Here is a 21,369-nt window from a genome sequence, read left to right as displayed (position 1 = left end):
AACATCGTATTCTGAATCTCAATCGCAACATCAAAAGGTTAGTGAAATGGTAACTAAAATACACCTGTCCCTTGGTACAGTTTTTTATCGCTATTATTTCTCTTAATTGTTGTACTTATAAAAAAACCTTCTAAACTCGACTTTTATTAGTAATAGGCGTTGCAATAAATCTTCATACATGTATAATTCGCGCCCACTCGCCCTGATGGGTAGTGATTTCAGCCCTATCAATAATTAACCATGTAAGTGGGGAGTTTGAGAAAAAGCTGGAATATTATGAACAAGACCCCAATTGTGGGTCATCGGTTTACATGCATCCTCCCACCTAATGAAAGGTTGGTGTGGATGGTTTTTTTTGTTCTTTCGATTGGAGCTTAATCGATGCCAAATCAAAGAATTCGTATTCGTTTGAAAGCGTTTGATCACAAGTTGATCGATCAGTCTACGGCTGAAATCGTTGAAACTGCGAAACGTACAGGTGCTCAGGTTAGCGGTCCTATTCCACTACCTACTCGCAAGGAACGCTATACAATATTGGTTTCACCTCACGTGAATAAAGACGCACGTGATCAGTATGAAATCCGTACACATAAGCGTTTGGTAGATATCATTGAACCAACTGATAAAACAGTTGATGCATTGATGAGATTGGACTTGGCTGCCGGTGTTGATGTTCAAATCAGCCTGGGCTAACAAGAGAGGGTTTTAACAATGGCGATTGGTCTTATCGGTCGTAAAGTAGGAATGACGCGTATCTTCACTGAAGATGGTGTTTCAATTCCTGTGACTGTTATAGAAGCGACCCCAAACCGTGTGACTCAGTTACGTACTGAAGAAACAGATGGGTATCGCGCGCTACAAGTAACCGCTGGTGATAAAAAAGCAAACCGCGTTAATAAAGCTTCAGCAGGTCATTTTGCTAAAGCTGGCGTGGAAGCGGGCCGTGGTTTATGGGAGTTTCGTTTAGACAGCAACGAAGGCGAAGGTATTGAAGTAGGCAGTGAAATTACTGTTGAAATCTTTACTGAAGCTACAAAAGTTGATGTTGCAGGAACTTCTAAAGGTAAAGGTTTTGCCGGTGCTATCAAACGTTGGAACTTTAGTCACCAACGTATGACACATGGTAACTCTTTGTCTCACCGTGCTCCTGGTTCGATTGGCCAAAACCAATCTCCAGGTAAAGTTTTCAAAGGGAAGAAAATGGCTGGCCAATTAGGCAATAAAGCTGTGACTACTCAATCTTTGGAATTAGTACGTGTTGACGCAGAGAACAACCTTCTTCTAATCAAAGGTGCAGTACCTGGTGCTCCAGGCAGTGACGTTATCGTCAAGCCTGCAGTTAAAGCGTAACGTCTGGGAGTTAAGTGATGGAATTAGTATTGAAAGACGCGAATAGCGCTCTTGAAGTCTCCGAAGCAACCTTTGGACGTGATTTTAACGAAGCGCTAGTACACCAAGTAGTAGTGGCTTACGGTGCAGGTGCCCGTCAGGGTTCTAAAGCACAAAAAACACGCTCTGAAGTTAGAGGCGGTGGCAAGAAGCCTTGGCGTCAAAAAGGTACAGGTCGTGCCCGTGCTGGTACAATCCGCAGCCCAATTTGGGTTGGTGGTGGCCGTGCGTTTGCAGCCAAACCTCAAGATCACAGTCAAAAAGTAAATAAAAAGATGTACCGTGGAGCTATTCGTAGCATCCTTTCTGAATTGGTACGTCAAGATCGCTTGATTGTGGTAGAAAAATTTGGTGTTGATGCACCTAAAACAAAAGCATTGATTGCTAAGCTTGACGAACTTGAGCTTAACGACGTGTTAATCGTAACGTCAGAAGTAGAAGAGAACTTGTTCTTGGCTGCTCGTAACTTGTATAAAGTTGACGTTCGTGATGTTCAAGGCATTGACCCAGTAAGCTTAATTGCATTCGAAAAAGTGTTAATCACTGCCGATGCAGTTAAACAGCTAGAGGAGTCGTTAGCATGATCTCTGAAGAGCGTTTACTTAAGGTGCTTTTAGCACCGCATGTTTCTGAAAAATCAACCATGGCTGCTGAAGGCAACAACGCTGTTGTTTTCAAAGTCGTAAAAGACGCAAACAAAGCTGAAATCAAAGCGGCAGTTGAAAAACTGTTTGAAGTTGAAGTTAGCAGCGTTCGTACCTTAAACGTGAAGGGTAAAACCAAGCGTCACGGTCAGTCTTTTGGTAAGCGTAACGACTGGAAAAAAGCATACGTTGTGCTTAAAGAAGGTCAAGACATCGACTTCGTCGGTGGCGAAGCTTAAGAAGGGGATTTGATATGCCATTATTAAAAGCTAAGCCGACTTCTGCTGGTCGTCGTCACGTAGTTCAGGTTACAAATCCTGATCTACATAAAGGCGCACCTTACGCACCATTGCTTGAGAAAAACAGCAAGTCTGGTGGTCGTAACAACAATGGTCGCATTACTGTGCGTCACATTGGTGGTGGTCACAAACAGCATTATCGTTTAATTGACTTCAAACGTAACAAAGATGGCATTCCAGCCAAAATTGAACGTTTGGAATACGATCCTAACCGTTCAGCTAATATTGCACTTGTGCTTTATGCTGATGGTGAGCGTCGTTATATTCTTGCTCCGAAAGGTGCTCAAGCTGGACAACCTATACAGTCTGGCGCTGATGCTCCGATCAAAGCGGGTAACGCCATGCCAATGCGTAACATCCCAGTAGGTACAACTGTACACGCTATTGAGATGAAGCCTGGTAAAGGTGCTCAAATTGCTCGTTCTGCAGGACAATATGCACAAATATTAGCGCGTGCCGAAGGTTATGTAACACTTCGTCTACGTTCTGGTGAAGTACGCAGAGTTCTAGCCGATTGCCGCGCCACTATTGGTGAAGTTGGTAACGCTGAACACATGCTACGTTCACTGGGTAAAGCTGGTGCAACACGTTGGCGCGGTGTGCGTCCAACAGTTCGTGGTGTAGCCATGAACCCAGTAGATCACCCACATGGTGGTGGTGAAGGTCGTACCTCTGGTGGCCGTCATCCAGTTTCACCTTGGGGTGTACCAACTAAGGGTAAGAAAACCCGTAGTAACAAGCGTACCGATAAACTTATCGTACGTCGTCGTAACAAGTAACAGCGAGGATTCACCATGCCACGTTCTCTCAAGAAAGGTCCATTTATTGACCTGCACTTGCTGAAGAAGGTAGAGGCTGCAGTGGAAAAGGGCGAAAAGAAACCAATTAAGACTTGGTCTCGTCGCTCCATGATCATCCCAGATATGATTGGGTTGACCATTGCGGTCCATAACGGTCGCCAGCACGTACCTGTTTTCGTCTCTGACGAAATGGTTGGCCATAAGTTGGGCGAATTTGCTCCAACGCGTACTTACCGCGGCCATGTCGCGGATAAGAAAGCGAAGAGATAAGAGGAAAAATTATGGAAGCTTTAGCTAAACATCGTTTTGCCCGTTCTTCGGCTCAAAAAGCACGCTTGGTTGCAGATCAAATTCGCGGTTTACACGTTGAAAAGGCGCTTGAAGTTCTGACTTATAGTCCGAAGAAAAGTGCTGCTCTAGTCAAAAAAGTACTAGAGTCTGCGATTGCGAACGCTGAACACAATGAAGGCGCAGACATCGATGAGTTGACTGTCGCAAAAATCTTCGTTGATGAAGGCCCAACTATGAAGCGTATCAAGCCAAGAGCCAAAGGCCGAGCTGATCGTATCTTTAAACGCAGCAGTCATATCACTGTTGTAGTAGCGGACTAGGAGATTAGAAATGGGACAGAAGGTACATCCTACAGGTATACGCCTGGGTATCAGCAAACCATGGACGTCTACTTGGTACGCTAACACAGCGGAATATGCAGACAACCTGTTTAATGATCACCAGGTACGTAAATACCTGACTAAAGAATTGAAAAACGCGTCTCTTTCAAAAATCGTTATCGAGCGCCCAGCAAAAAGCATACGTGTGACTATTCACACAGCTCGCCCTGGTGTTGTAATCGGTAAGAAAGGCGAAGATGTAGAGAAGCTTCGCAAATTTGTATCTAAGCTAGCCGGTGTGCCAGCTCAGATCAATATTGCTGAAGTGCGTAAACCTGAACTAGATGGCCAGCTTGTTGCTGACAGTATTTCTAGCCAATTAGAACGTCGCGTAATGTTCCGTCGTGCTATGAAGCGTGCTGTACAGAATGCAATGCGTCTTGGCGCTAAAGGTATCAAGGTTGAAGTAAGCGGTCGTTTGGGCGGAGCAGAAATTGCACGTTCAGAATGGTATCGTGAAGGTCGTGTACCACTACACACTTTCCGTGCTGATATCGACTATGCAACTTCAGAAGCTTTGACTACTTACGGCATCATTGGCGTAAAAGTTTGGATCTTCAAAGGTGAAGTACTAGGCGGATTGCCTCTTACGCAAGAGCAACCTGCTCAAGCACCTAAGAAGAAAGGCCGTTCTGCTAAGCGTGAGGGCTAATAATTATGTTACAACCTAAACGTATGAAATTCCGCAAAATGCATAAAGGTCGCAACCGCGGCATGGCAGTTGCGGGCGGCAAAGTTAGCTTTGGTACTTACGGATTGAAATCAATTGGCCGTGGTCGTATGACTGCTCGTCAAATTGAAGCAGCCCGTCGTGCTATGACTCGTCACGTTAAACGTCAAGGTAAAATTTGGATACGAGTTTTCCCTGACAAGCCAATTACTGAGAAGCCTCTAGAAGTGCGTCAAGGTAAAGGTAAAGGTAACGTTGAGTACTGGGTATGCCAAATTCAACCGGGCCGTGTGTTATATGAGATGGAAGGTGTTCCAGAATCATTGGCTCGCGAAGCGTTTGAATTGGCAGCGGCTAAATTGCCATTTAAAACAACCTTTGTAACTCGGACGGTGATGTAATGAAAGCTGAACTGAAAGCCAAAAACGTAGAAGAATTGAACGCAGAGTTGTTAAACCTTCTTCGCGAACAGTTTAACCTACGTATGCAGCACAGCACTGGACAGTTGGAAAAGACTGACCAGCTACGTAAAGTGCGTCGTAACATTGCGCGTGTTAAAACCATTCTGACTGAAAAGGCTGATAGCTAATGACTGAACAACAAATTCGTACAGTTCGCGGTCGTGTGGTAAGCAACAAGATGGATAAAACCATTACTGTTGTTGTTGAACGTTTCGTAAAACACCCTATTTATGGGAAGTTCCAAAAGCGTTCTACTAAACTTCACGCCCATGACGAAACTAACCAATGTAACGAAGGTGACGTAGTGACTAAAGCTACTGCTATTTAAGTAGAGCTTTACGTAAAATTAGAAAGCCGCTCATTGAGCGGCTTTTTTGTTTTCGGCTTATATTAAAAAATGATCATCAAACTGCCTATCATTAAAATAAGTGTAAACTTGGACAAGACTATGGCTATACTGTGGAGGTCTTAAATTTAAAATAATTATATGATTAAAGCTGTTCGAATAATTGTGATGCTTATTGTCGCCACATCGCCTTTGCGCGTCATGGCAGACACCTTTGTATCCCACTGCCGGGATTTTCCGCCGGAATTATATTTTGATGGTAAAAAGTGTATAGGTGTTATTCCTGAGCTAGTTGAAGACGTTCTCAACGAGTTAGGTCACGATATAGATTGGATTTATGCACCGTGGATACGATCAATGAAAGAGGCCAAACGCGGTAATGTTGATTTGTTAGTTCGACATTCTATGACCGAGCAGCGTCTGGCTGTTTTAAAGCCGATTAATTACGGGATTAGAAAAAGAACTCTGTCTTTTTTTAAATCCAATGAATTTAAAGGTGACATAACCTCCTACGAAGATTTACAACACGTCAAATTGGGCGCGATTCGTGGTGTTTTTTACTCAGCCGAATTTTCTAAACTTAACCAAGATAAGCTGATATTGGTCGGCAGGACTGAGCAACTAATCGGCATGTTAGAGATGGCAAGAATTGATGTTGTAGTAACCTCACCGTCACACAATATCGATTTATTTGAAGGCCGTTTTGAAAAGGTGTCCTTTGAAGATGCTTTTTTAAATTATTATTACATTAGTATTCCTAGAAATTCTAAAGCAATCCGCTTTTATGATGATATCGCCCGAGTTATGCTTAAGTACCGAAAGACAGGTCAAGTTAATCGGTATTTTCAGAAATATGGGGTATCTGTACCCGAACAAATTTTTTCTGAAAAAGAGGATAAACCATACTAAAATTTCATTCTGAACATCGCATAGTTTTACAATGTTCGTACACTATTATTACTATCTTCAGGAGTTGTCTGCTCGCAACAAATATTTAATCTTGGTTTTGCTGTAGATTGTGTAAGGGATAAAATCGAAACACGAATATTATGGGTACTATCTATATCCATGGCTTCCATTTTGGGCGAGATAGCAAGTTCGATAAAAGTGTGCTTTAGAGCTTCTAATCTATATAGTCCAACTAAATTTTGTGATTAAATTAAAGTTAGCGTTTTTGTCGTTCGAGGTTTTAGAAGTGCTAAAGTGTTTCAGTAAAATATTGCTTGTTGGCAGTTTAATCTTTTGGGGGACGCTTAATGCCAGCCCAAATTCAGTTCAAAAAAATGGCGCAAGCAAAATTCTATTTGCGATAAATGATCCAGGTTCACCTCCATATTTATATTTTGATGATGAAAATCGCCGATACCAAGGAATCATTGTAGACTTTTTCAACAGTTTTACAGAAGAAAACAGATTTGATGTACAGTTTTTAGATTCTAGTAGAGCCAGAAACGAATACTTGGTTTTAAATGGAAAAGCTGATCTTTTTCTATCAAGTCCAGTGTGGTTAGATAATCCTGACGAAGTCCTATATAGCGATGATTTGATACTTCACAAAACTTTTTTGTATTCTGTGAATCAATTTAGTCAGCCATTCTCATTGTCTACCTTACCTAAACCATTAATTTGCGCGCGCAGGGGATATATTTATCCTTCGTTAACTCAGTTGTTCAAAGATAAAAAACTTATAAGGGTAGATTCAAGTTCACAAATAGCTATTGCCAATATGCTAGTGAAAGGCCGTTGTGATTATGCTGTTATGAATGAGTACAATGCCAACGCTGTACTCAACCAAAAGCAATTTTGTGATACTACTTTTTATCAATCGCCTAATTCTATTCATGAAGCTCCGATAGCCTTCGTGATAAATAAACAACGCAGCGATATTATTTCCAATTTGAATCAGCAATGGCGTATTTTTCAAAGTTCCGGTCAGTTGAGTGATTCGATTCGCTTTCACGGTGGAGCTACTGAATTAGCATCTAAAACAAGCTGTTAGCATCTATGGGCAATTACTTTGTTAGACTAGACTACGCCATTGATTTTCTACCAAATAAAACTTGATACTCCAATAAGACAGAATAATATTGCGGCAGCTATGTGGACAGCCTTCACAGGCAGTCTTTGCATTAGTTTCTTACCTAAAAATATAACTGGCACATTGGCAATTAACATTCCTAAGGTTGTCCCGGCAGTAACCAGCCATATCGATTGATACTGCGCACCTAACAACACGGTTGCTACTTGTGTTTTATCACCAATTTCAGCGATGAAAAACAAAATAAAGGTCGCGATAAATGCCCCATATTTATCAAACTGATTTGTTCTTTCTTCGTCTTTATCGGGGATTAACAGCCACAGACCGACGGCGATAAAACTAGCCCCAATAATCCAATTTGCGATTTCAGAAGACAAAAAGTTGCCGATGTATAAGCCAAACCAGGCGGATATACCGTGATTGATCAAAGTGGCTATAATTATTCCAGCTACGAGCGCGCTTTTATTTCGAAATTTAATTGTTAGGAGTAATGCAAGTAGCTGGGTTTTATCGCCTATTTCGGCAAGGGAAACGGTTAAAGTTGAAGTGAAAAAAGCTTCCATAAATGATTCTCTGCGGGGTAAAAAAAGGTACAAAGCCATTCGCCCGCTGTTCGAATCGCATTGCACCTCAGGTCTTGCCGATATCCTAGTGGATACAAATCTACCATATGCCGTTTTCGCACAATTATGTTGACAGATTTACTCAATGAATTGAGCAGGCTACTCCCCCGAAGCGTTAATTGAATTTTAATTTGTTACACATAAATTGCAATGGCTTTTTTATTTTGTTTGAAATTCCTAATTGCTGTAGTTTGCACTTCTTTTTATGCTTAAAAAATATTCTAATTACTTGTTTTTAATCTTTATTTATTTTATCGTTTCAGCCTACTTTCAATAAATTACTCTACTGAATCTGCCTTTCAAAAATGGAAAAAAGAAAGGAAAAGAGCAAGGAAAAGAACTTTGTTAAAACAACGTGGTTTTACACTCATAGAACTCATCATTGTCATTGTGATATTAGGGATTTTAGCGGTTACCGCTTTGCCACGTTATATCAACTTGTCTGACGACGCGAATCTTGCCGTTATGAAAGGTGAGACGGCGGCGTTTAAGTCTTCTGTTGATTTGGTCCGCAATACTTACTTGGTAAGGAAAACGAGTCCGATAGTTGTGCACGGCTCAACTGTTGAAATTGATAGCACCTCCGAATGGCCTACTGGCACCGGTGTCGGAACGGCTCTGTGTATTAGTTTGTGGGATAGTTTGATGGAAGATGCAGCAACCATGAACGCAATTAGTAACAGCAGCCCTCAAGTCACTGGGTGGAGTGCGATTGGATTAAGCAATGTGTGTATTTATGGGAAAAAATACAACGACAGTACCTTTGCGTCTGGTGATCTTCCGCACTTTGCATATTTTATTAATGATGTAGCTGGTATAACTTTATTGGGTCAGACATATGCCGGCTCAGCAGGTGAAATTCAAAAAGTTAATATGTAGACCAGATGCTCACTCTGGTGCGCCTAAGCGCAATCAGTATTAAGACGATTTAGCCGACACTGCCGCAATAACGCCTTGCCTATAATTATCGGTTTTTCTATGATTATCTCGAATTAATGCCTTTCCAGTAACAAACAAGTTTAGCATTCACACATCCAAGCTTTAGGATATCTACACGCTTTTCATAAGGGCAATAATGTTCTCAAAAGCCACTTTGATTGTACTTTCTTAACCTAAATTAGTATTTATGTGTTGCTTATTTTGCTCGAATAAACAAGTATTTAAGTATCTGTTTTTTTTAAGCATATAGTGGGCAGTTACCATTTATGACGTTGCGCTCAATTAATATTCCACCTCTACTGGCAATAATGCTTATGTTCTGTAGTTTTTTAGTCAGAGCAGAAACTGCGTTTTTCTTTCAACATGCAGATAATCAAACTCCTTTTTCACAAATACACGCCACTTTAGTAAATCGTATTGCTGATTCTGCAACCGTTGAAGAGCAGGTGAAAAACAATTTCTCTTTGGCATCGTTGTTATTGCAATTTGATCGGGTTGAGTTACTAACCGAAGTGTTAGATGAGTTGGCTGAGCTGGGTGTAGGCCAATCCAATGGTGTGAATTCACTCAAGTGGCAGATATTTAGGGGGTATAGTTACTTTTCATTAAGTCAATATGTTGCTGCAGATACCTCTTTTAACCAAGCGAAAGACATTCTGGATATTTTAAACATCGCAAATAAACAACAACCTGAGTTGATTTATCTTACTGCCGTATTGACCATGTACAGCGGTATCAATGACGGGTATTTGCAACGTTACACTAAGGCTACTGAATCACTGTCTGAGGTGAACCATATTGCCAACGCTAATAATTGGTCGATACTTTCTGGGCTATCTCTGTACTACAGTGGCGATGTAAATTACGAGCTGAAAAATTACGAACAAGCTGAAGTTTTTTATCGATTATCTAAACAAATGTTTGCCGAACATGACACCATATTTAGGGCCATCTCATTAATGAGTGAAGGGCAAATGATCAATATTGTAGGCGACCGAAAACAGGCATTCTTTTTATTGGATAATGCAATTCAGGTATTTGTCAAAATGGAAGATATTTCTTCTTTGGCGTATGCCTACCTACTTAAATCGTATTTTCACAGTAAAGATGGTAATGATACCGAAGCCTTGAGGTGGATTGGCGAATCTGTGACTTTACGGGAAGAATTGAACAACCCAGTCACTATCGCTAACTCTTACGTGCATTACAGTTCAATTTTAAACGCTAATGGGTTTCTTGACCGAGCTTTAAGTTACGCTGAAAAAGCTGCGTTAATGGCTGCCGAAACCGATGATTTAGCAGGCCAATGGGATGCATTTAATCAATATGCAAGAATACTAAACGAAAAAGGCGAATTTCAGAAAGCCTACGATTATATGTATAAGTCGGAACGTGCTCTTTTAGCCAAAGCTCGATTAGATATTACAAGTCAAACCGCAAGATTAAACAGTGAATTTAATTTGGCACAACAACAACTGGAAAATCAGTTTTTAGACGAAACGAATGAATTGTTACAAACCCAGTTAGAACAGCAAACGCAATTGCAAAAAAGACAGCAATGGATAGTCCTTGGTTTAGTGGTTTTTACCGTTATTGTGATGTTATTTCTTGCGATAATATACCAGCTTTATCGCAAAAATAAACGCCTAGCCATATTGGATAATCTGACTGGATTACGCAATCGCAGGAGTATCTTGGAATCCGGGGAGCAGGCCTTTGCTATTAGTAAACGTTACAAACAGAACTTATGTGTACTGATGCTCGACGTGGATAATTTCAAATTAGTAAATGACAATTACGGACACGCTGAAGGAGATAAAGTGCTGAAGTTCGTTGCTTCAATTTGCAAAGAGGCATTACGGGCTTCCGACTATGTAGGGCGAATTGGTGGTGAAGAGTTTCTATTCGTTTTACCAAATAGCAGTGAAAAAGAAGGCAATCAATTAGCCAAACGTCTTTTCCAGAATATTCAAGAGCACATCTCACTAGCGGGTTTAAAAGTGGGCGAGGTTACTTTTAGTCTTGGTTTGGCGGCAAACTTAGAGCAGTGCAATGACTTTCTTGAGCTCGCCAGCTTAGCTGACGCAGCACTTTATGAAGCCAAAGCCAAAGGTAAGAATCAGGTGCAAACATACACAGATGAGATGCAGTTTAAACACAAAGTAGAACCTACGGGCTAATTTGACTGTTACTTGCTTGATGGAATAACTGATTCAAAATGCGGCCTGAGTTAACCAGATTGTCTGGCCTACTAGGCAGTCAGAATCCCAACATTTTGCATACGTCAGAAACAAAATACCGTCTTTGTCCACTTCAAAATAAATATTAAGTCGACAAGACGGTAAGTATGATAATGATGCACTGTTAGCCTACAAGTTTACAATCAAGTAGGTTGCGAACTACTATCTTAGAGTTGCTCTAAGCATCCACGCGGTCTTTTCATGTACACGCATTCTATCTGATACCAATGCTGCAGAAGATTCGTCATCTGCATCTTGAGCTACTTTAAGGGCCTCTCTACAAGTTTTAACCACTTGCTCATGACCCTGCAATAGAATTTTAACCATTTCTTCTGACGCGGGGACGCCATCGACTTCTTTAATTGCGCTCAGTTTTGCAAACTCTTTATAGGTCCCTGGTGCAACCATACCCAAAGTCCGGATCCGTTCTGCTATATCATCAACAGCAACCGCTAACTCAGTATAATGTTCTTCAAACATCAAATGTAACTCTCTGAATTGAGGACCCGTCACATTCCAGTGAAAATTATGGGTTTGGAGATACAAGGTATAGCTATCTGCCAGTAACTTTTTCAAACCTTCAGCGATTTGATTACGATCTGTTTCATTAATACCAATGTCAATTTTCATAATTTCTCCTTGTTATCTAAGAATCTGCTAATCAGTATAGTCGTTTAGAAAATTTTGTATAATTAGTTTTATCGATTGAGTATATCGCTTCACTATATCAATCTCTCAATATATAAACGTTTAATGTCAGAAAAAGTTCAACCGTCAAATTTATTATTATTAATCAATTGGTTGGTTAACAAAGCTAGCTGTAGCTCAACTCGTTTAACTTCTCTGAGTACAGACAATCGATTTAATTCCATGAACAACCATAAGCGCATAGCTGCGAAGATGATAAAAGCCACAAGTGTTCCAAGCAGCCAGTGTAATTTAATTCCAATATTTTGTTCATTGAATAGATTGAACCCGAAATAAATCGCCAATCCTATGAATATAACTTGCAGGGAAATAATCGCGATGGCCGTAAATTTGAATGTCCCTTTAAAGCTTCGACCAATAAGTTGCAATGTATTTGCTTCTTGTTCAGATACCTTTTCAGCATTGCTTTGTTGTTGCATGGCCGCTAAAATTTTTTGATTAATATCACTCATTTTAATGTCCTTTATTGCTTAGTTTAAGTTTTTGTCGAATCCCATGCAGCCTCGATTTCAATGTACCTACCGGGAGTCCGACAATATGGCTAATCTCGGTTAGCGTAAACTCTTCAAAATAGTGTAAGTACACTAACTGGTATGCGTTGTTATCTAGATTAGAAAGATCAACTTCTGGTGTGTTGTCTAGCAACTCAACTTTCTCGATTTCAAGGTATTGACTTGCTTCAAGTGCACGGGCTTTGTGACGCTCTTTTTGTAAATGTTTGATGGAATCAGCGCACTTGTTTTGTAGTATTTTAAAAATCCATTTAGGAAAAGCCGCAGGATCTTCAATTTTTTTAATATTCCTGCACATATCAAGCAACGCGTTTTGGATTGCATCATTTGCTAAGTGTTCGTCTTCCAGAAGTCTTGACGCATAACCAATTAATTTGGGATACCAGACTCGAAGCAACTGTTCGAGTGCTTTTTCATCGCCCATTTGAGCGTTTATGACTAACCACTCAGTTAAAACTGTTTCACTATTTCTTTTCATACTTTATAGGTCTGTCAATAAGCTCCAGCGGTTCAGTATTTCTTTAATCTTTCGTGATTCGCCCGTGATACTTTTGTGATAAATCATTCGTAATCTGACAATTGCTAGTAGTTATCCCTCATTGCTTGGCGATTAGTAGTGAATTTATTAATGCCAATGTTTCTATCTCTAACATTAATAAGACAAACGAAAGGGATGTAAGCCACGGGAACGCTTTAAATATTGTTTCAAAAGCGTGTTTACTTAGAATATTGGAAGATCATAATTATGAAAACATTAAACAAAGGAATTATCACTACTGCTTTGGGGGCATGCCTAAGCCTCTCAGCCAATGCTACAACTATTCAGGTGCAGGTTAGCAGTTTATTTGACGATGGAGGTTTAGCTATGACGCCAGTCTGGTTAGGCTTTCATGACGGTATGTACGATGCTTTTGACGCAGGCTCTGTGGCGTCTTCGTCATTACAAAGTTTAGCGGAAAATGGCATGACTGCGGGGATTGAAGCGGATTTTGCAATGAGTAACCCAATGGGAGTTCAAAGTGTGTTAGCCGCTCCCACTGGTGCGGCGCCCGTGTTTGAGCCGGGTGAAACGGCAACTAGCGGATTGTTAGAAATAGAAGCGATGAGCAGTGGTTATTTCAGCTTTTTATCCATGCTTATTCCCACAAACGATGCGTTCATTGGCAATGACAACCCAATGTCATATTCACTATTCAATGACGATGGTAACTTTGTAGGATTGGACATCTTAGTGCTAGGTTCATCAGTCTACGATTCTGGTACTGAATTAAACCGAGGATTTGGTGCGCCTTTCTTGCAAGGAGCTGAGGCCGAAGCACGTCAAAACGAAAATGGGGTGATCACCTTTCACAACGGGCTTGAAGTCTTACCCGGAGGATTAGCTATCATCGGTGGAACTACTGCCAGTGGTTATACCCTAGACCAAGCTGCTGCCGATTTTACAGCATCTGGTTTTGAAGTGGCACGCATCACCGTATCACAAGTTCCGGAGCCTGCAACGCTTGGCTTTTTTGCTATCGGATTATTGGGTTTGATGGCTCGGATTAAACGTAAATTAGCTGACTAATATTATCTGCTGCTGCGCACTTGGGTGGCAGCTTTTCGCATATCCTGAATCCAAAATTATTTTTCAACTTATAAGTTGGCGTTAGCGGTTTACGCGAGGCTCAGCACTGCTCTATCCTTTTTATTTGCTAAATCCCATCAACACCTTGTTACATCTTGAATTTGCAGGTCACCAGTGAGGCATCACAATAGTATTGAACTGCTAGATAAGCTCAATGGAGCAATAGTACCATTACCTAAAATTGTTTTTGTCGCAGCATCTAGCGAGTTTGCGATGCAAGCGTTTGAATACAAGGTGTTTGATTATTTATTAAAACCCATCTCCAATTGCCGTTTCAAGGCTTGTTTAGATAGGCTAGGAAATGCATTGTTAGAGAATCAAGCGTTGCTTGCGCAAACTAAACTTAATCAATTGTTGTGTAGTAAAACCGGTAAGTCGTTGGATGGTTTTATGCAATGCCTAGAACATTCGAAGCAAGCTACACTAACGGATTTGCAACAAACTATTTCAATTAAAAGCGGCACTCAATGGTTACGGATCAAGCTAGAAAACATTTTGTGGATTGAAGCCGCTGGTGATTATATGTGTATCCATACCCTTGATGAGACCCATATAGTGCGTAAAACACTTCGTCAATTTGAAGCCGAATTGGATAAATGGTGTTTTCCAAGGATCAATCGGTCAAGCATTATAAATCTGAACCAGATTACACATCTAACCCCTAATTCAAATGGCGAATATATGGCCAGATTAGTCTCTGGCGTTGAGCTCAAAGTAAGTCGTAAATACAAGCTTAAACTGAGTGCACTAAATTTAAATTGATTTAGCGACAAATTTATCGGAATTATAGCAACTGCTATTAACAGGAAGGGGAGGTGAATTAACCGCGTATTATGTCGTAAACGTCAAATAGGCTAACATTCCACTTTGCTAGCTGAATTGCGACTGTTTTAGGATGGCAGAGGCTAATGAATTTGCGTAATATTGTTTTCAACACTGTCATTCTGGCCTAGTAGATTACAATAGTTCAATGGCTAGAGCTTGAAGTAAACTGAAATTGATAAGGGTTCTATGCCAAACCATCTGTCTATACGGTCGTACAGTACTAAGCCCACTAATCATAGCCACACATTCAATCAGTTGGTTTTGCCTCTGAGGGGCGTTATCAATATTAAAGTAGGTAACTTTAACGGCAAGGTAGCGCCGGGTGAGTGTGTCGTTGTGAAAGCCAATGAATCTCATCTTTTTACGGCAAATACTGAAGCTAGGTTTGTAGTCGCTGATATGCAAGTTCTGCCAAAAAACCTGGAACTGTCTGAACAGGTTGTTTTTACAATTAATTCAAGTCTTATCAGTTATTTAGGATTTATCGAGAATCAACTTGAATACCAGCTAAACCCGTCTCTTGAGCAAGCGATGTACGAAACTTTCTTTCTTATATTGAGTGAACAAGCTTTACTACCAAAAGTGGATAGACGAATTGGCGCTACTATTGCCTACATAGAACAGAATATTGCCAACAAACTACAAATTAAACACTTGGCTAAAATTGCATGTTTGAGTGAAACACAACTTAAAAAATTGTTTAAGCAGCAGACTGGTACTACTGTAATGAAATATGTCACCACCTTAAGGATGGAAAAAGCTCAGGCATTGCTGCGCCATACGGATTATCCTTTGCAGCTAGTTGGTGAAAGGGTCGGATTTAGTGATCTTTCGAGCTTTAGCCGAAAGTTTTCAAGCTATTTTGGTCTTCCTCCAACAAAATTTAAACATTAAATTTAGTCTGCTTCGTCAAAGAAAGTGTCTTATTTGTCAAATTTTTTGAATTTTAAAGGCGTATAGTTTTACTACCATTAAATACACATTCTCACATTTTGTTATGTCTCAGCAATTCCACGTTTTTAAAAGTATTTTTGCAATAGTTATTGCTAGCTTTCTTTGGGGTACCACTGGGGTAGCAGCAAGCTATGCGCCAGATATTAGCTCATTGGCGATAGGGGCTTTTTCGATGGGTATCGGCGGCGTGCTTTTGGTGTTTTCTGCCCGTTCCAAGTTACGCGCTGATTTTAGATTAATGCTCGCGTATCCCCATTTCGTGTTGTTCGGAGGCGCGTGTGTCGCGATCTACCCGTTAGCCTTTTATACCTCGATGCGATTTTCTGGTGTTGCTATTGGTACTGTCATTTCTATTGCTAGTGCACCTTTTTTTGCTGCATTGTATGAACGGGTTATTAGTAAAAAGAATATTTCTGTTCAGTGGATTGTGAGTTTTGTTATCGGCGTTATTGGAATTGTCCTGTTAGTGATTGGCAAAACTGACGGTTTAGTCACATCAACTCACCAAACCTTACAATATGTGGGGATTATTTTGGGTTTATTGGCAGGGCTAACCTATGCTGGCTATTCTTGGGCAGCTAAACATTTGATTGAAAAAGGTATTGATTCACAATCTTCGATGGCAGGGTTATTTGGCTTGGCTGCATTGTTGTTACTACCGTCTTTATGGTTTACCGGTGCTAATTTATTTTCTACCGTTACAAATACCTCGGTTGCTTTGTACATGGCCTTTTTTCCGATGTTTCTAGGGTATTTATTGTTTGGATTTGGCTTGAAACTTGTTGATGCTAGTCGCGCCACGTTAATAACGCTAATCGAGCCCTTGGTTGCTACTTTTTTAGCGGTTATCATTGTGGGAGAAGATTTTAAGTTGATTGGTTGGTTTGGTATGGGGCTGATTTCGCTGTGCCTAGCATTACAAACGGTGAAGTTTAAACTTCAGCCTCAGATGGACTCGGTGGTAATATCGAAAACTTAACATGCAGATGGTAATGTTTTCCCCATAGTGACTTCATGGTCACTATGGGAATATTTGTTCTGGTTTATTTTCCTTCATTCTCTACACTTGGTTGTTTGCGCATAGATTGGGCTATTTTTTCGCCACTTCTACCGACAACATAACCGCCTACACCTACGGTTAACAGCGTAAACAGTTCCTCTGGCAGTTCTAACATTGCCACTTTGTCGGTAAACAGATTGAGGTAAGGAAACAGAATGTAGTTATTCGCTACAATAAAAATAATCACCATCATTAAGACCGGCCGCCAATTTCTCTGTATCCAACTTTTGCCTTGAGCTTCGGCGACAATGACGGCTTGCTGAGCTTGAAGTACTTTAGTTTCATACTCTAAAACTTTGTGCTCCAACTCAATCATCTTAAGTTGTACACCAGCCCTAATTTCATCGAGTTGTTTTTTAAGTACTAAGCGTTCTTCATCTGAAGTGTGCACATTATCAATCAAATCTGCAGCTGGCTTAAAAATACCGCCAATAAATTCCATAATTCCAATAGCCATAATGACTCCTTTCTTTAGTTAGGGTGAAATTTACCGGTTATTTACTGCGACTGTTTGCCACTGTTTACAATGGCGATTGTCTTAACCTGTCCTAATATGTTTAACATTTTTTCAGATTAATTGCTGTATTTTTAAACAACTTTTGATTGTGTATAAAAATAAACGTGAATAGTTTTTACATAAGCGCTTTTGGTTTAGAGGACTGCGCCCCCCGCATTGCGAAGTGCGTTCCTAATAAAGATAGTAAACAATAACCAGCAAAATAGTAGAATCCTTGGCCTGCATTAGATAGTGTTTGTGTGCTGATATCTAACGACATTTTAAATCCGAATACCGCAAAATTATGAGAGTCAGTTGTTTCTGCGTGATTGGTGGATAAAATAGCGAGGAAAACTGCTACAACAAACACATCAGCCATCGACCATTTCCCAATGCTTGAAACCACACTTAAAAAAGCCCGTTCTAGCCTTGTACCAGGTTGGAAATATGCAACACAAACCATGCTCGTTTTTATCAGTGGTATCCCCACTGAAAACAGTAAAATTAGTGCCGCGACTAATATTCTTTGGTCGTGCCATAACTCATCGATGGTTGCCATTATCGATAGCTCTTTATCGACAATACTGGAGCTCAGAGTCGATCCCCCTAATGATGCAGCCATCTCCATATCTAACGAAAACATAGGTAATAATATTCCAGGGAAAAACAAACCTATTGCAAGAATATTTAGTGCAAAACCAATATGACGTTTCAAAGCATAATCCTGTGAGTGTATTCAATATGGGACAAATATACCCTAATCATTTTTGAAATCAGTTGTTGGTTTAAAAAAAATTAGATATTTATGAAAGTGATTGAATTCCGAGTCTGTTTTGACCGAAGTTGATTTAGCTGTGATGACTTTGCATCACCTAAGTTTGTTTTATATTGCTTGTAAAATTAATATCACTTGGGAGCTAGCAAGGCTGTGAATTCAGTTTGATATCTTTTGAGTTGCAATAAAAAATGAGTTTGGACCGCTATACTCTTATACTAGTTAGACTAAGACTGATTAAAGTATTGGTACTAAGGGTAATCCACTATGACTATTATACAAATAACTGAGCTATTTGGTTGGGCGTCAATAATTAATCTCGCCTATTTATTACTTGCTACATTAATTGTAACACTTATGCCTGATGCAATAGCTTCAATTCATAGTAAGGTATTCAAAGTTGAAAAAAGCACATTGCCACCTTTGTATATTAACTTTCTGAGTCTTTATAAAGTCATGACATTGGTTTTTATTGTTTCTCCGTATATTGCTTTAAAAATAATGGGGAGTTAAGCGCTAAATGAAGAAGTCCGTATTCATATTCTTAGTCTGTGGATCAATTTTTATCTTCAAAAGTGGGATAGCAAACGATGGACTTCAATTGGCAAGTCAGGAAGATTTATTGGTCGCCAAAGGTGAGCCCAATTCCCAACATGAGTTTGAAGATCAAGGAGACCTTTTTGTTCATTACTACTATCAAACTGAGAATGAGTCTTATTTGGTAGATGTTGAAACCGGTAAGGTTTGCAATGCCTATACAGGCAAAGAAGTTCGCAGTTGCTTTCCTTGTGCTGAGAATGAAGTTTCATTTAAATGCCCTTAACAAACCTATGAGATTGATATGTCGAAAACAACTAAGTATTTATTAATATCAGCGTTATTTTGCCTCGCCTTTGTCTGCTATTACGTTGGCAGTGTCATTGGCGCAATCGCATTTATTGCATTAGGCTTTTTGTTGGAGGTGGCTCTGTGGATTGGTATTTTAAAGACGTCTAAAAAACATATGTCTAACCGCTCTTGCGTCGATTTCCTGCGCTGATGTGAAGACAAAAAAATAGCACTTTAAAAGTGCTATTTTTAAGATTAAAACCTGTATTGAATCAGGCTTATTTCACTGGGAATCCGCGATCGCGCATCAGGGCTTCTACATTTGCATCTCTACCTCTAAACAAACGATAAGCTTCAGCAGGGTCCATTGCGTTTCGAATGGCGAATAAATGCTTAACTAGCTTTTCACTTAGTTCTTTGTCGTAGAATCCACCAGGTGCTTCAGCAAAGGCTTCAGCAGCATCTGAGGTTAAAACTTCAGCCCACATGTACCCGTAATAACTAGACGCATAACCTTCACTACTAAAGATGTGCCCAAATTGAGTACTACGGTGACGCATTACCATTTCTTCCGGCATGCCTAATTTCACAAGTTGTTCTTGTTCAAACTTCTGAGGATCAATCGCAGCAGGATCTGTTGTGTGATACAACAAGTCCATTATTGCAGATGCCATGTACTCAGTGGTTTTGAAACCTTCATTGAAAGTAGATGCTTTTTTGATTTTAGCTACTAACTCTTGTGGGATAGGTTCACCGGTTTTGTAATGCACTAGATAATTATTAATTACTTCATCAGTGATTAACCAACGCTCTAACAATTGAGATTGGAATTCAGTGTAATCACGCACACCTGAATGTGACGTTGGGTAGGCTACCTTGGCCGATAAGAAGTGCAATGCATGGCCAAATTCATGGAAGTAAGTTTCCGCATCATCCCAAGAAATCAATGTTGGCTCGCCTTCAGGACCTTTCACGAAGTTTGAGTTATTCGAAGAAAGTACCGTTTTCTTACCATCAAAAGTGGTGTAACTGCGGTAAGTCGTTGCCCAAGCGCCAGAACGTTTACCAGTGCGAGCAAATGGGTCTAAATACCATAAACCTATATGTTCACCAGACGTAAGATCTGTCACTTCCCATACTTTAACATCTGGGTGAAAAACAGGTACTTTGCCTTCTTCGATAGGTGTAAATTTGAAGTTGAAGAGACGACCTGCAACATAAAACATAGCTTCGCGAAGTTTGTCTAACTGCAAATATTGTTTTACTTGGTCTGAGTCTAGGTCGTATTTTTGTTTACGTACTTTTTCAGCATAAAAACGATAATCCCATGGCTCTATGGTGATATTCGCATTCTCTGCATCCGCAACGGCTTGCATGTCTTTTACTTCTTCATCCACACGAGCAATAGCCGCAGGCCAAACTTTCTGCATCAAGTCCATGGCGTTTTCAGGATTTTTCGCCATGCGATCTTCTAGTCTCCACTGTGAATAGTTTTCGTAACCTAACAGTTGAACACGCTCATGACGCAATTTTAAAATTTGTTTGATCAATTCATTATTGTCATATTCGTCACCGTTGTTGCCGCGGCTGTAATATGTTTCCCAAACTTTTTTACGTAGTTCACGTTCTTCAGAATAGGTTAGGAAAGGGTCCATTGATGAACGGGTGTTGGTAATCGCATATTTACCTTCATGGCCTCGCTGGGCTGCGGCTGATGCTGCACCAGTCACAAAGGACTCAGGTAAACCAGAAAGTTGATCAGCGTCGATGTAGAGCACATAGTTTTCTTCATCAGCCAACACATTATTTGCAAATTTGGTTTGTAAACTTGCTACTTCTTGGTTTATTTCTGCATAACGCTTTTTCGCTTCCCCTTCCAAGGTCGCGCCATTGCGTGCAAAACCGTTGTATGTCAACCAAGTCACACGTTGCTGTTCAGAATTGAGCTGTTTATATTCTTCGCCTTCATACACTGCTTTTACCCGTGCAAAAAGCTTTTCATTTTGGTTTATCTTTGAACTAAACGCGGAGATCTTAGGAACCATTTCCTTTTGAATCTCACGGAACTCAGGGCTATTCTTATTGGAACTCCAAATACCCCAGTAGGTGAATACGCGACCTAACTCTGCACCAGACTTTTCTAACGGAACAATAGTATTTTCGAATGTAGGCGCTTCAGGATTGTTAATAATCGCGTCTACTTCGGCTAAATTGATTTCCATTCCTTTTTCTAACGCTGGAACTAGTAGGGCTAAGTCCATTTTATCAAAAGCTGGAACACCGCCATAAGGGCCTGAATATTCAGCAAGTAATGGATTTGTTTCTTGTGCGACTTGTTCAGTCATGGATGTTTTATCTTCTGTTTTAGTGGGGGTTGTGCTTTGAGAGCACCCACCTAATGTTGCAATTAGCATTGCACTTGTTAGTGTCAGAGCAAATTTTTTCATTTAATTTTTACCAATTA

27 protein-coding genes and 1 pseudogene are annotated in these 21,369 nt (G+C 40.2%); 21 read left to right on the top strand and 7 right to left on the bottom strand.

Annotated elements, in window-relative coordinates; genetic code table 11:
• Positions 1 to 381: 381 nt before the first annotated feature.
• The 13 genes and pseudogenes from rpsJ (at position 382) to ABWV72_RS10645 (ending at position 7,279) form a co-directional block, all read left to right on the top strand.
• A complete protein-coding gene (rpsJ, locus tag ABWV72_RS10705; RefSeq protein ID WP_006002183.1) occupies positions 382 to 693 on the top strand; it encodes a 30S ribosomal protein S10 in 312 nt (103 codons plus the stop codon).
• An 18-nt stretch (positions 694 to 711) separates the two neighbouring features.
• On the top strand, positions 712 to 1,350 hold the full coding sequence (gene rplC, locus ABWV72_RS10700) for a 50S ribosomal protein L3 (RefSeq protein WP_342805219.1): 639 nt from the start codon (positions 712 to 714) through the stop codon (positions 1,348 to 1,350).
• A gap of 17 nt (positions 1,351 to 1,367) precedes the next feature.
• Positions 1,368 to 1,973: a 50S ribosomal protein L4 gene (rplD, locus tag ABWV72_RS10695; protein ID WP_216048887.1), complete on the top strand. Its 606-nt coding sequence runs from the start codon at positions 1,368 to 1,370 to the stop codon at positions 1,971 to 1,973.
• Positions 1,970 to 2,272 (top strand): 50S ribosomal protein L23, encoded by a 303-nt coding sequence (gene rplW / locus ABWV72_RS10690; protein WP_216048886.1) that lies wholly within the window; start codon positions 1,970 to 1,972, stop codon positions 2,270 to 2,272. Before rplD ends, rplW begins: the two co-directional genes overlap by 4 nt.
• A gap of 14 nt (positions 2,273 to 2,286) precedes the next feature.
• The gene (rplB, locus tag ABWV72_RS10685) at positions 2,287 to 3,111 is read left to right on the top strand and encodes a 50S ribosomal protein L2 (RefSeq protein WP_216048885.1); all 825 of its coding nucleotides are present in this window, start codon (positions 2,287 to 2,289) and stop codon (positions 3,109 to 3,111) included.
• A gap of 15 nt (positions 3,112 to 3,126) precedes the next feature.
• The gene (gene rpsS, locus ABWV72_RS10680) at positions 3,127 to 3,402 is read left to right on the top strand and encodes a 30S ribosomal protein S19 (protein ID WP_014107406.1); all 276 of its coding nucleotides are present in this window, start codon (positions 3,127 to 3,129) and stop codon (positions 3,400 to 3,402) included.
• Positions 3,403 to 3,413: 11 nt separating this feature from the next.
• A complete protein-coding gene (gene rplV / locus ABWV72_RS10675) occupies positions 3,414 to 3,743 on the top strand; it encodes a 50S ribosomal protein L22 (protein ID WP_008845781.1) in 330 nt (109 codons plus the stop codon).
• 10 nt (positions 3,744 to 3,753) lie between these two features.
• Positions 3,754 to 4,455 (top strand): 30S ribosomal protein S3, encoded by a 702-nt coding sequence (gene rpsC, locus ABWV72_RS10670; protein ID WP_216048884.1) that lies wholly within the window; start codon positions 3,754 to 3,756, stop codon positions 4,453 to 4,455.
• Positions 4,456 to 4,460: 5 nt separating this feature from the next.
• Positions 4,461 to 4,874, top strand: coding sequence for a 50S ribosomal protein L16 (gene rplP / locus ABWV72_RS10665; protein ID WP_216048883.1), 414 nt, complete (start codon positions 4,461 to 4,463; stop codon positions 4,872 to 4,874).
• A complete protein-coding gene (rpmC, locus tag ABWV72_RS10660; protein WP_216048882.1) occupies positions 4,874 to 5,062 on the top strand; it encodes a 50S ribosomal protein L29 in 189 nt (62 codons plus the stop codon). Before rplP ends, rpmC begins: the two co-directional genes overlap by 1 nt.
• Positions 5,062 to 5,241 (top strand): annotated as a pseudogene (rpsQ, locus tag ABWV72_RS10655) (30S ribosomal protein S17); the annotation flags it as partial. The gene rpmC and the pseudogene rpsQ, both read left to right, overlap by 1 nt.
• Positions 5,242 to 5,421: 180 nt before the next feature.
• Positions 5,422 to 6,189, top strand: coding sequence for a substrate-binding periplasmic protein (locus ABWV72_RS10650; RefSeq protein WP_353370454.1), 768 nt, complete (start codon positions 5,422 to 5,424; stop codon positions 6,187 to 6,189).
• Positions 6,190 to 6,475: 286 nt separating this feature from the next.
• Positions 6,476 to 7,279 carry a substrate-binding periplasmic protein gene (locus tag ABWV72_RS10645; protein ID WP_353370452.1) on the top strand — a complete coding sequence of 268 codons (804 nt, stop codon included), beginning with the start codon at positions 6,476 to 6,478 and terminating at the stop codon, positions 7,277 to 7,279.
• Positions 7,280 to 7,326: 47 nt separating this feature from the next.
• On the opposite strand, the gene ABWV72_RS10640 is transcribed toward ABWV72_RS10645, so the two are convergent.
• Positions 7,327 to 7,881 carry a TMEM165/GDT1 family protein gene (locus ABWV72_RS10640; RefSeq protein ID WP_353370450.1) on the bottom strand — a complete coding sequence of 185 codons (555 nt, stop codon included), beginning with the start codon at positions 7,879 to 7,881 and terminating at the stop codon, positions 7,327 to 7,329.
• A gap of 402 nt (positions 7,882 to 8,283) precedes the next feature.
• On the opposite strand from ABWV72_RS10640, the gene ABWV72_RS10635 reads away from it, so the two are divergent.
• Positions 8,284 to 8,820 (top strand): prepilin-type N-terminal cleavage/methylation domain-containing protein, encoded by a 537-nt coding sequence (locus tag ABWV72_RS10635; RefSeq protein ID WP_216048877.1) that lies wholly within the window; start codon positions 8,284 to 8,286, stop codon positions 8,818 to 8,820.
• 326 nt (positions 8,821 to 9,146) lie between these two features.
• A complete protein-coding gene (locus ABWV72_RS10630; protein WP_353370448.1) occupies positions 9,147 to 11,060 on the top strand; it encodes a diguanylate cyclase in 1,914 nt (637 codons plus the stop codon).
• Between the two features lie 222 nt (positions 11,061 to 11,282).
• Here the strand turns inward: ABWV72_RS10630 and ABWV72_RS10625 are convergent, their stop codons facing one another.
• The 3 genes from ABWV72_RS10625 to ABWV72_RS10615 form a co-directional block, all read right to left on the bottom strand.
• Positions 11,283 to 11,753, bottom strand: coding sequence for a Dps family protein (locus tag ABWV72_RS10625; protein WP_303471664.1), 471 nt, complete (start codon positions 11,751 to 11,753; stop codon positions 11,283 to 11,285).
• A gap of 134 nt (positions 11,754 to 11,887) precedes the next feature.
• Positions 11,888 to 12,280: a DUF6768 family protein gene (locus ABWV72_RS10620; RefSeq protein ID WP_342805210.1), complete on the bottom strand. Its 393-nt coding sequence runs from the start codon at positions 12,278 to 12,280 to the stop codon at positions 11,888 to 11,890.
• A gap of 1 nt (position 12,281) precedes the next feature.
• On the bottom strand, positions 12,282 to 12,818 hold the full coding sequence (locus ABWV72_RS10615) for an RNA polymerase sigma factor (protein ID WP_342805208.1): 537 nt from the start codon (positions 12,816 to 12,818) through the stop codon (positions 12,282 to 12,284).
• Between the two features lie 267 nt (positions 12,819 to 13,085).
• Here ABWV72_RS10615 and ABWV72_RS10610 point away from each other — a divergent pair, with 267 nt between their 5' ends.
• From ABWV72_RS10610 to ABWV72_RS10595, 4 genes are all read left to right on the top strand, one after another.
• Positions 13,086 to 13,907: a spondin domain-containing protein gene (locus ABWV72_RS10610; protein WP_342805206.1), complete on the top strand. Its 822-nt coding sequence runs from the start codon at positions 13,086 to 13,088 to the stop codon at positions 13,905 to 13,907.
• 174 nt (positions 13,908 to 14,081) lie between these two features.
• Positions 14,082 to 14,729: a LytR/AlgR family response regulator transcription factor gene (locus tag ABWV72_RS10605; RefSeq protein ID WP_353370445.1), complete on the top strand. Its 648-nt coding sequence runs from the start codon at positions 14,082 to 14,084 to the stop codon at positions 14,727 to 14,729.
• Between the two features lie 399 nt (positions 14,730 to 15,128).
• On the top strand, positions 15,129 to 15,686 hold the full coding sequence (locus ABWV72_RS10600; RefSeq protein WP_342805202.1) for a helix-turn-helix domain-containing protein: 558 nt from the start codon (positions 15,129 to 15,131) through the stop codon (positions 15,684 to 15,686).
• A gap of 103 nt (positions 15,687 to 15,789) precedes the next feature.
• Positions 15,790 to 16,725, top strand: a complete 936-nt coding sequence (locus ABWV72_RS10595; RefSeq protein WP_303471015.1) for a DMT family transporter — start codon at positions 15,790 to 15,792, stop codon at positions 16,723 to 16,725.
• Positions 16,726 to 16,789: 64 nt separating this feature from the next.
• Here ABWV72_RS10595 and ABWV72_RS10590 read toward each other — a convergent pair whose 3' ends face one another.
• The gene (locus tag ABWV72_RS10590; RefSeq protein ID WP_216048868.1) at positions 16,790 to 17,263 is read right to left on the bottom strand and encodes a 3TM-type holin; all 474 of its coding nucleotides are present in this window, start codon (positions 17,261 to 17,263) and stop codon (positions 16,790 to 16,792) included.
• A 175-nt stretch (positions 17,264 to 17,438) separates the two neighbouring features.
• Positions 17,439 to 18,017 (bottom strand): paraquat-inducible protein A, encoded by a 579-nt coding sequence (locus ABWV72_RS10585; RefSeq protein ID WP_342805200.1) that lies wholly within the window; start codon positions 18,015 to 18,017, stop codon positions 17,439 to 17,441.
• Between the two features lie 327 nt (positions 18,018 to 18,344).
• Between ABWV72_RS10585 and ABWV72_RS10580 the strand changes: the two genes are divergently transcribed.
• The gene (locus ABWV72_RS10580) at positions 18,345 to 18,590 is read left to right on the top strand and encodes a DUF6868 family protein (RefSeq protein WP_216048866.1); all 246 of its coding nucleotides are present in this window, start codon (positions 18,345 to 18,347) and stop codon (positions 18,588 to 18,590) included.
• 7 nt (positions 18,591 to 18,597) lie between these two features.
• Entirely contained in the window at positions 18,598 to 18,900 is a 303-nt protein-coding gene (locus ABWV72_RS10575; RefSeq protein WP_216048865.1) for a hypothetical protein, read from the top strand.
• 283 nt (positions 18,901 to 19,183) lie between these two features.
• Here ABWV72_RS10575 and ABWV72_RS10570 read toward each other — a convergent pair whose 3' ends face one another.
• A complete protein-coding gene (locus tag ABWV72_RS10570; RefSeq protein ID WP_303499218.1) occupies positions 19,184 to 21,352 on the bottom strand; it encodes a M3 family metallopeptidase in 2,169 nt (722 codons plus the stop codon).
• Positions 21,353 to 21,369: the final 17 nt, after the last annotated feature.

The sequence above is a fragment of the Aliiglaciecola sp. NS0011-25 genome (assembly GCF_040370605.1).
GTDB lineage: Bacteria > Pseudomonadota > Gammaproteobacteria > Enterobacterales > Alteromonadaceae > Aliiglaciecola > Aliiglaciecola lipolytica_A.
This window is presented reverse-complemented; position numbering and strand designations above follow the sequence as displayed.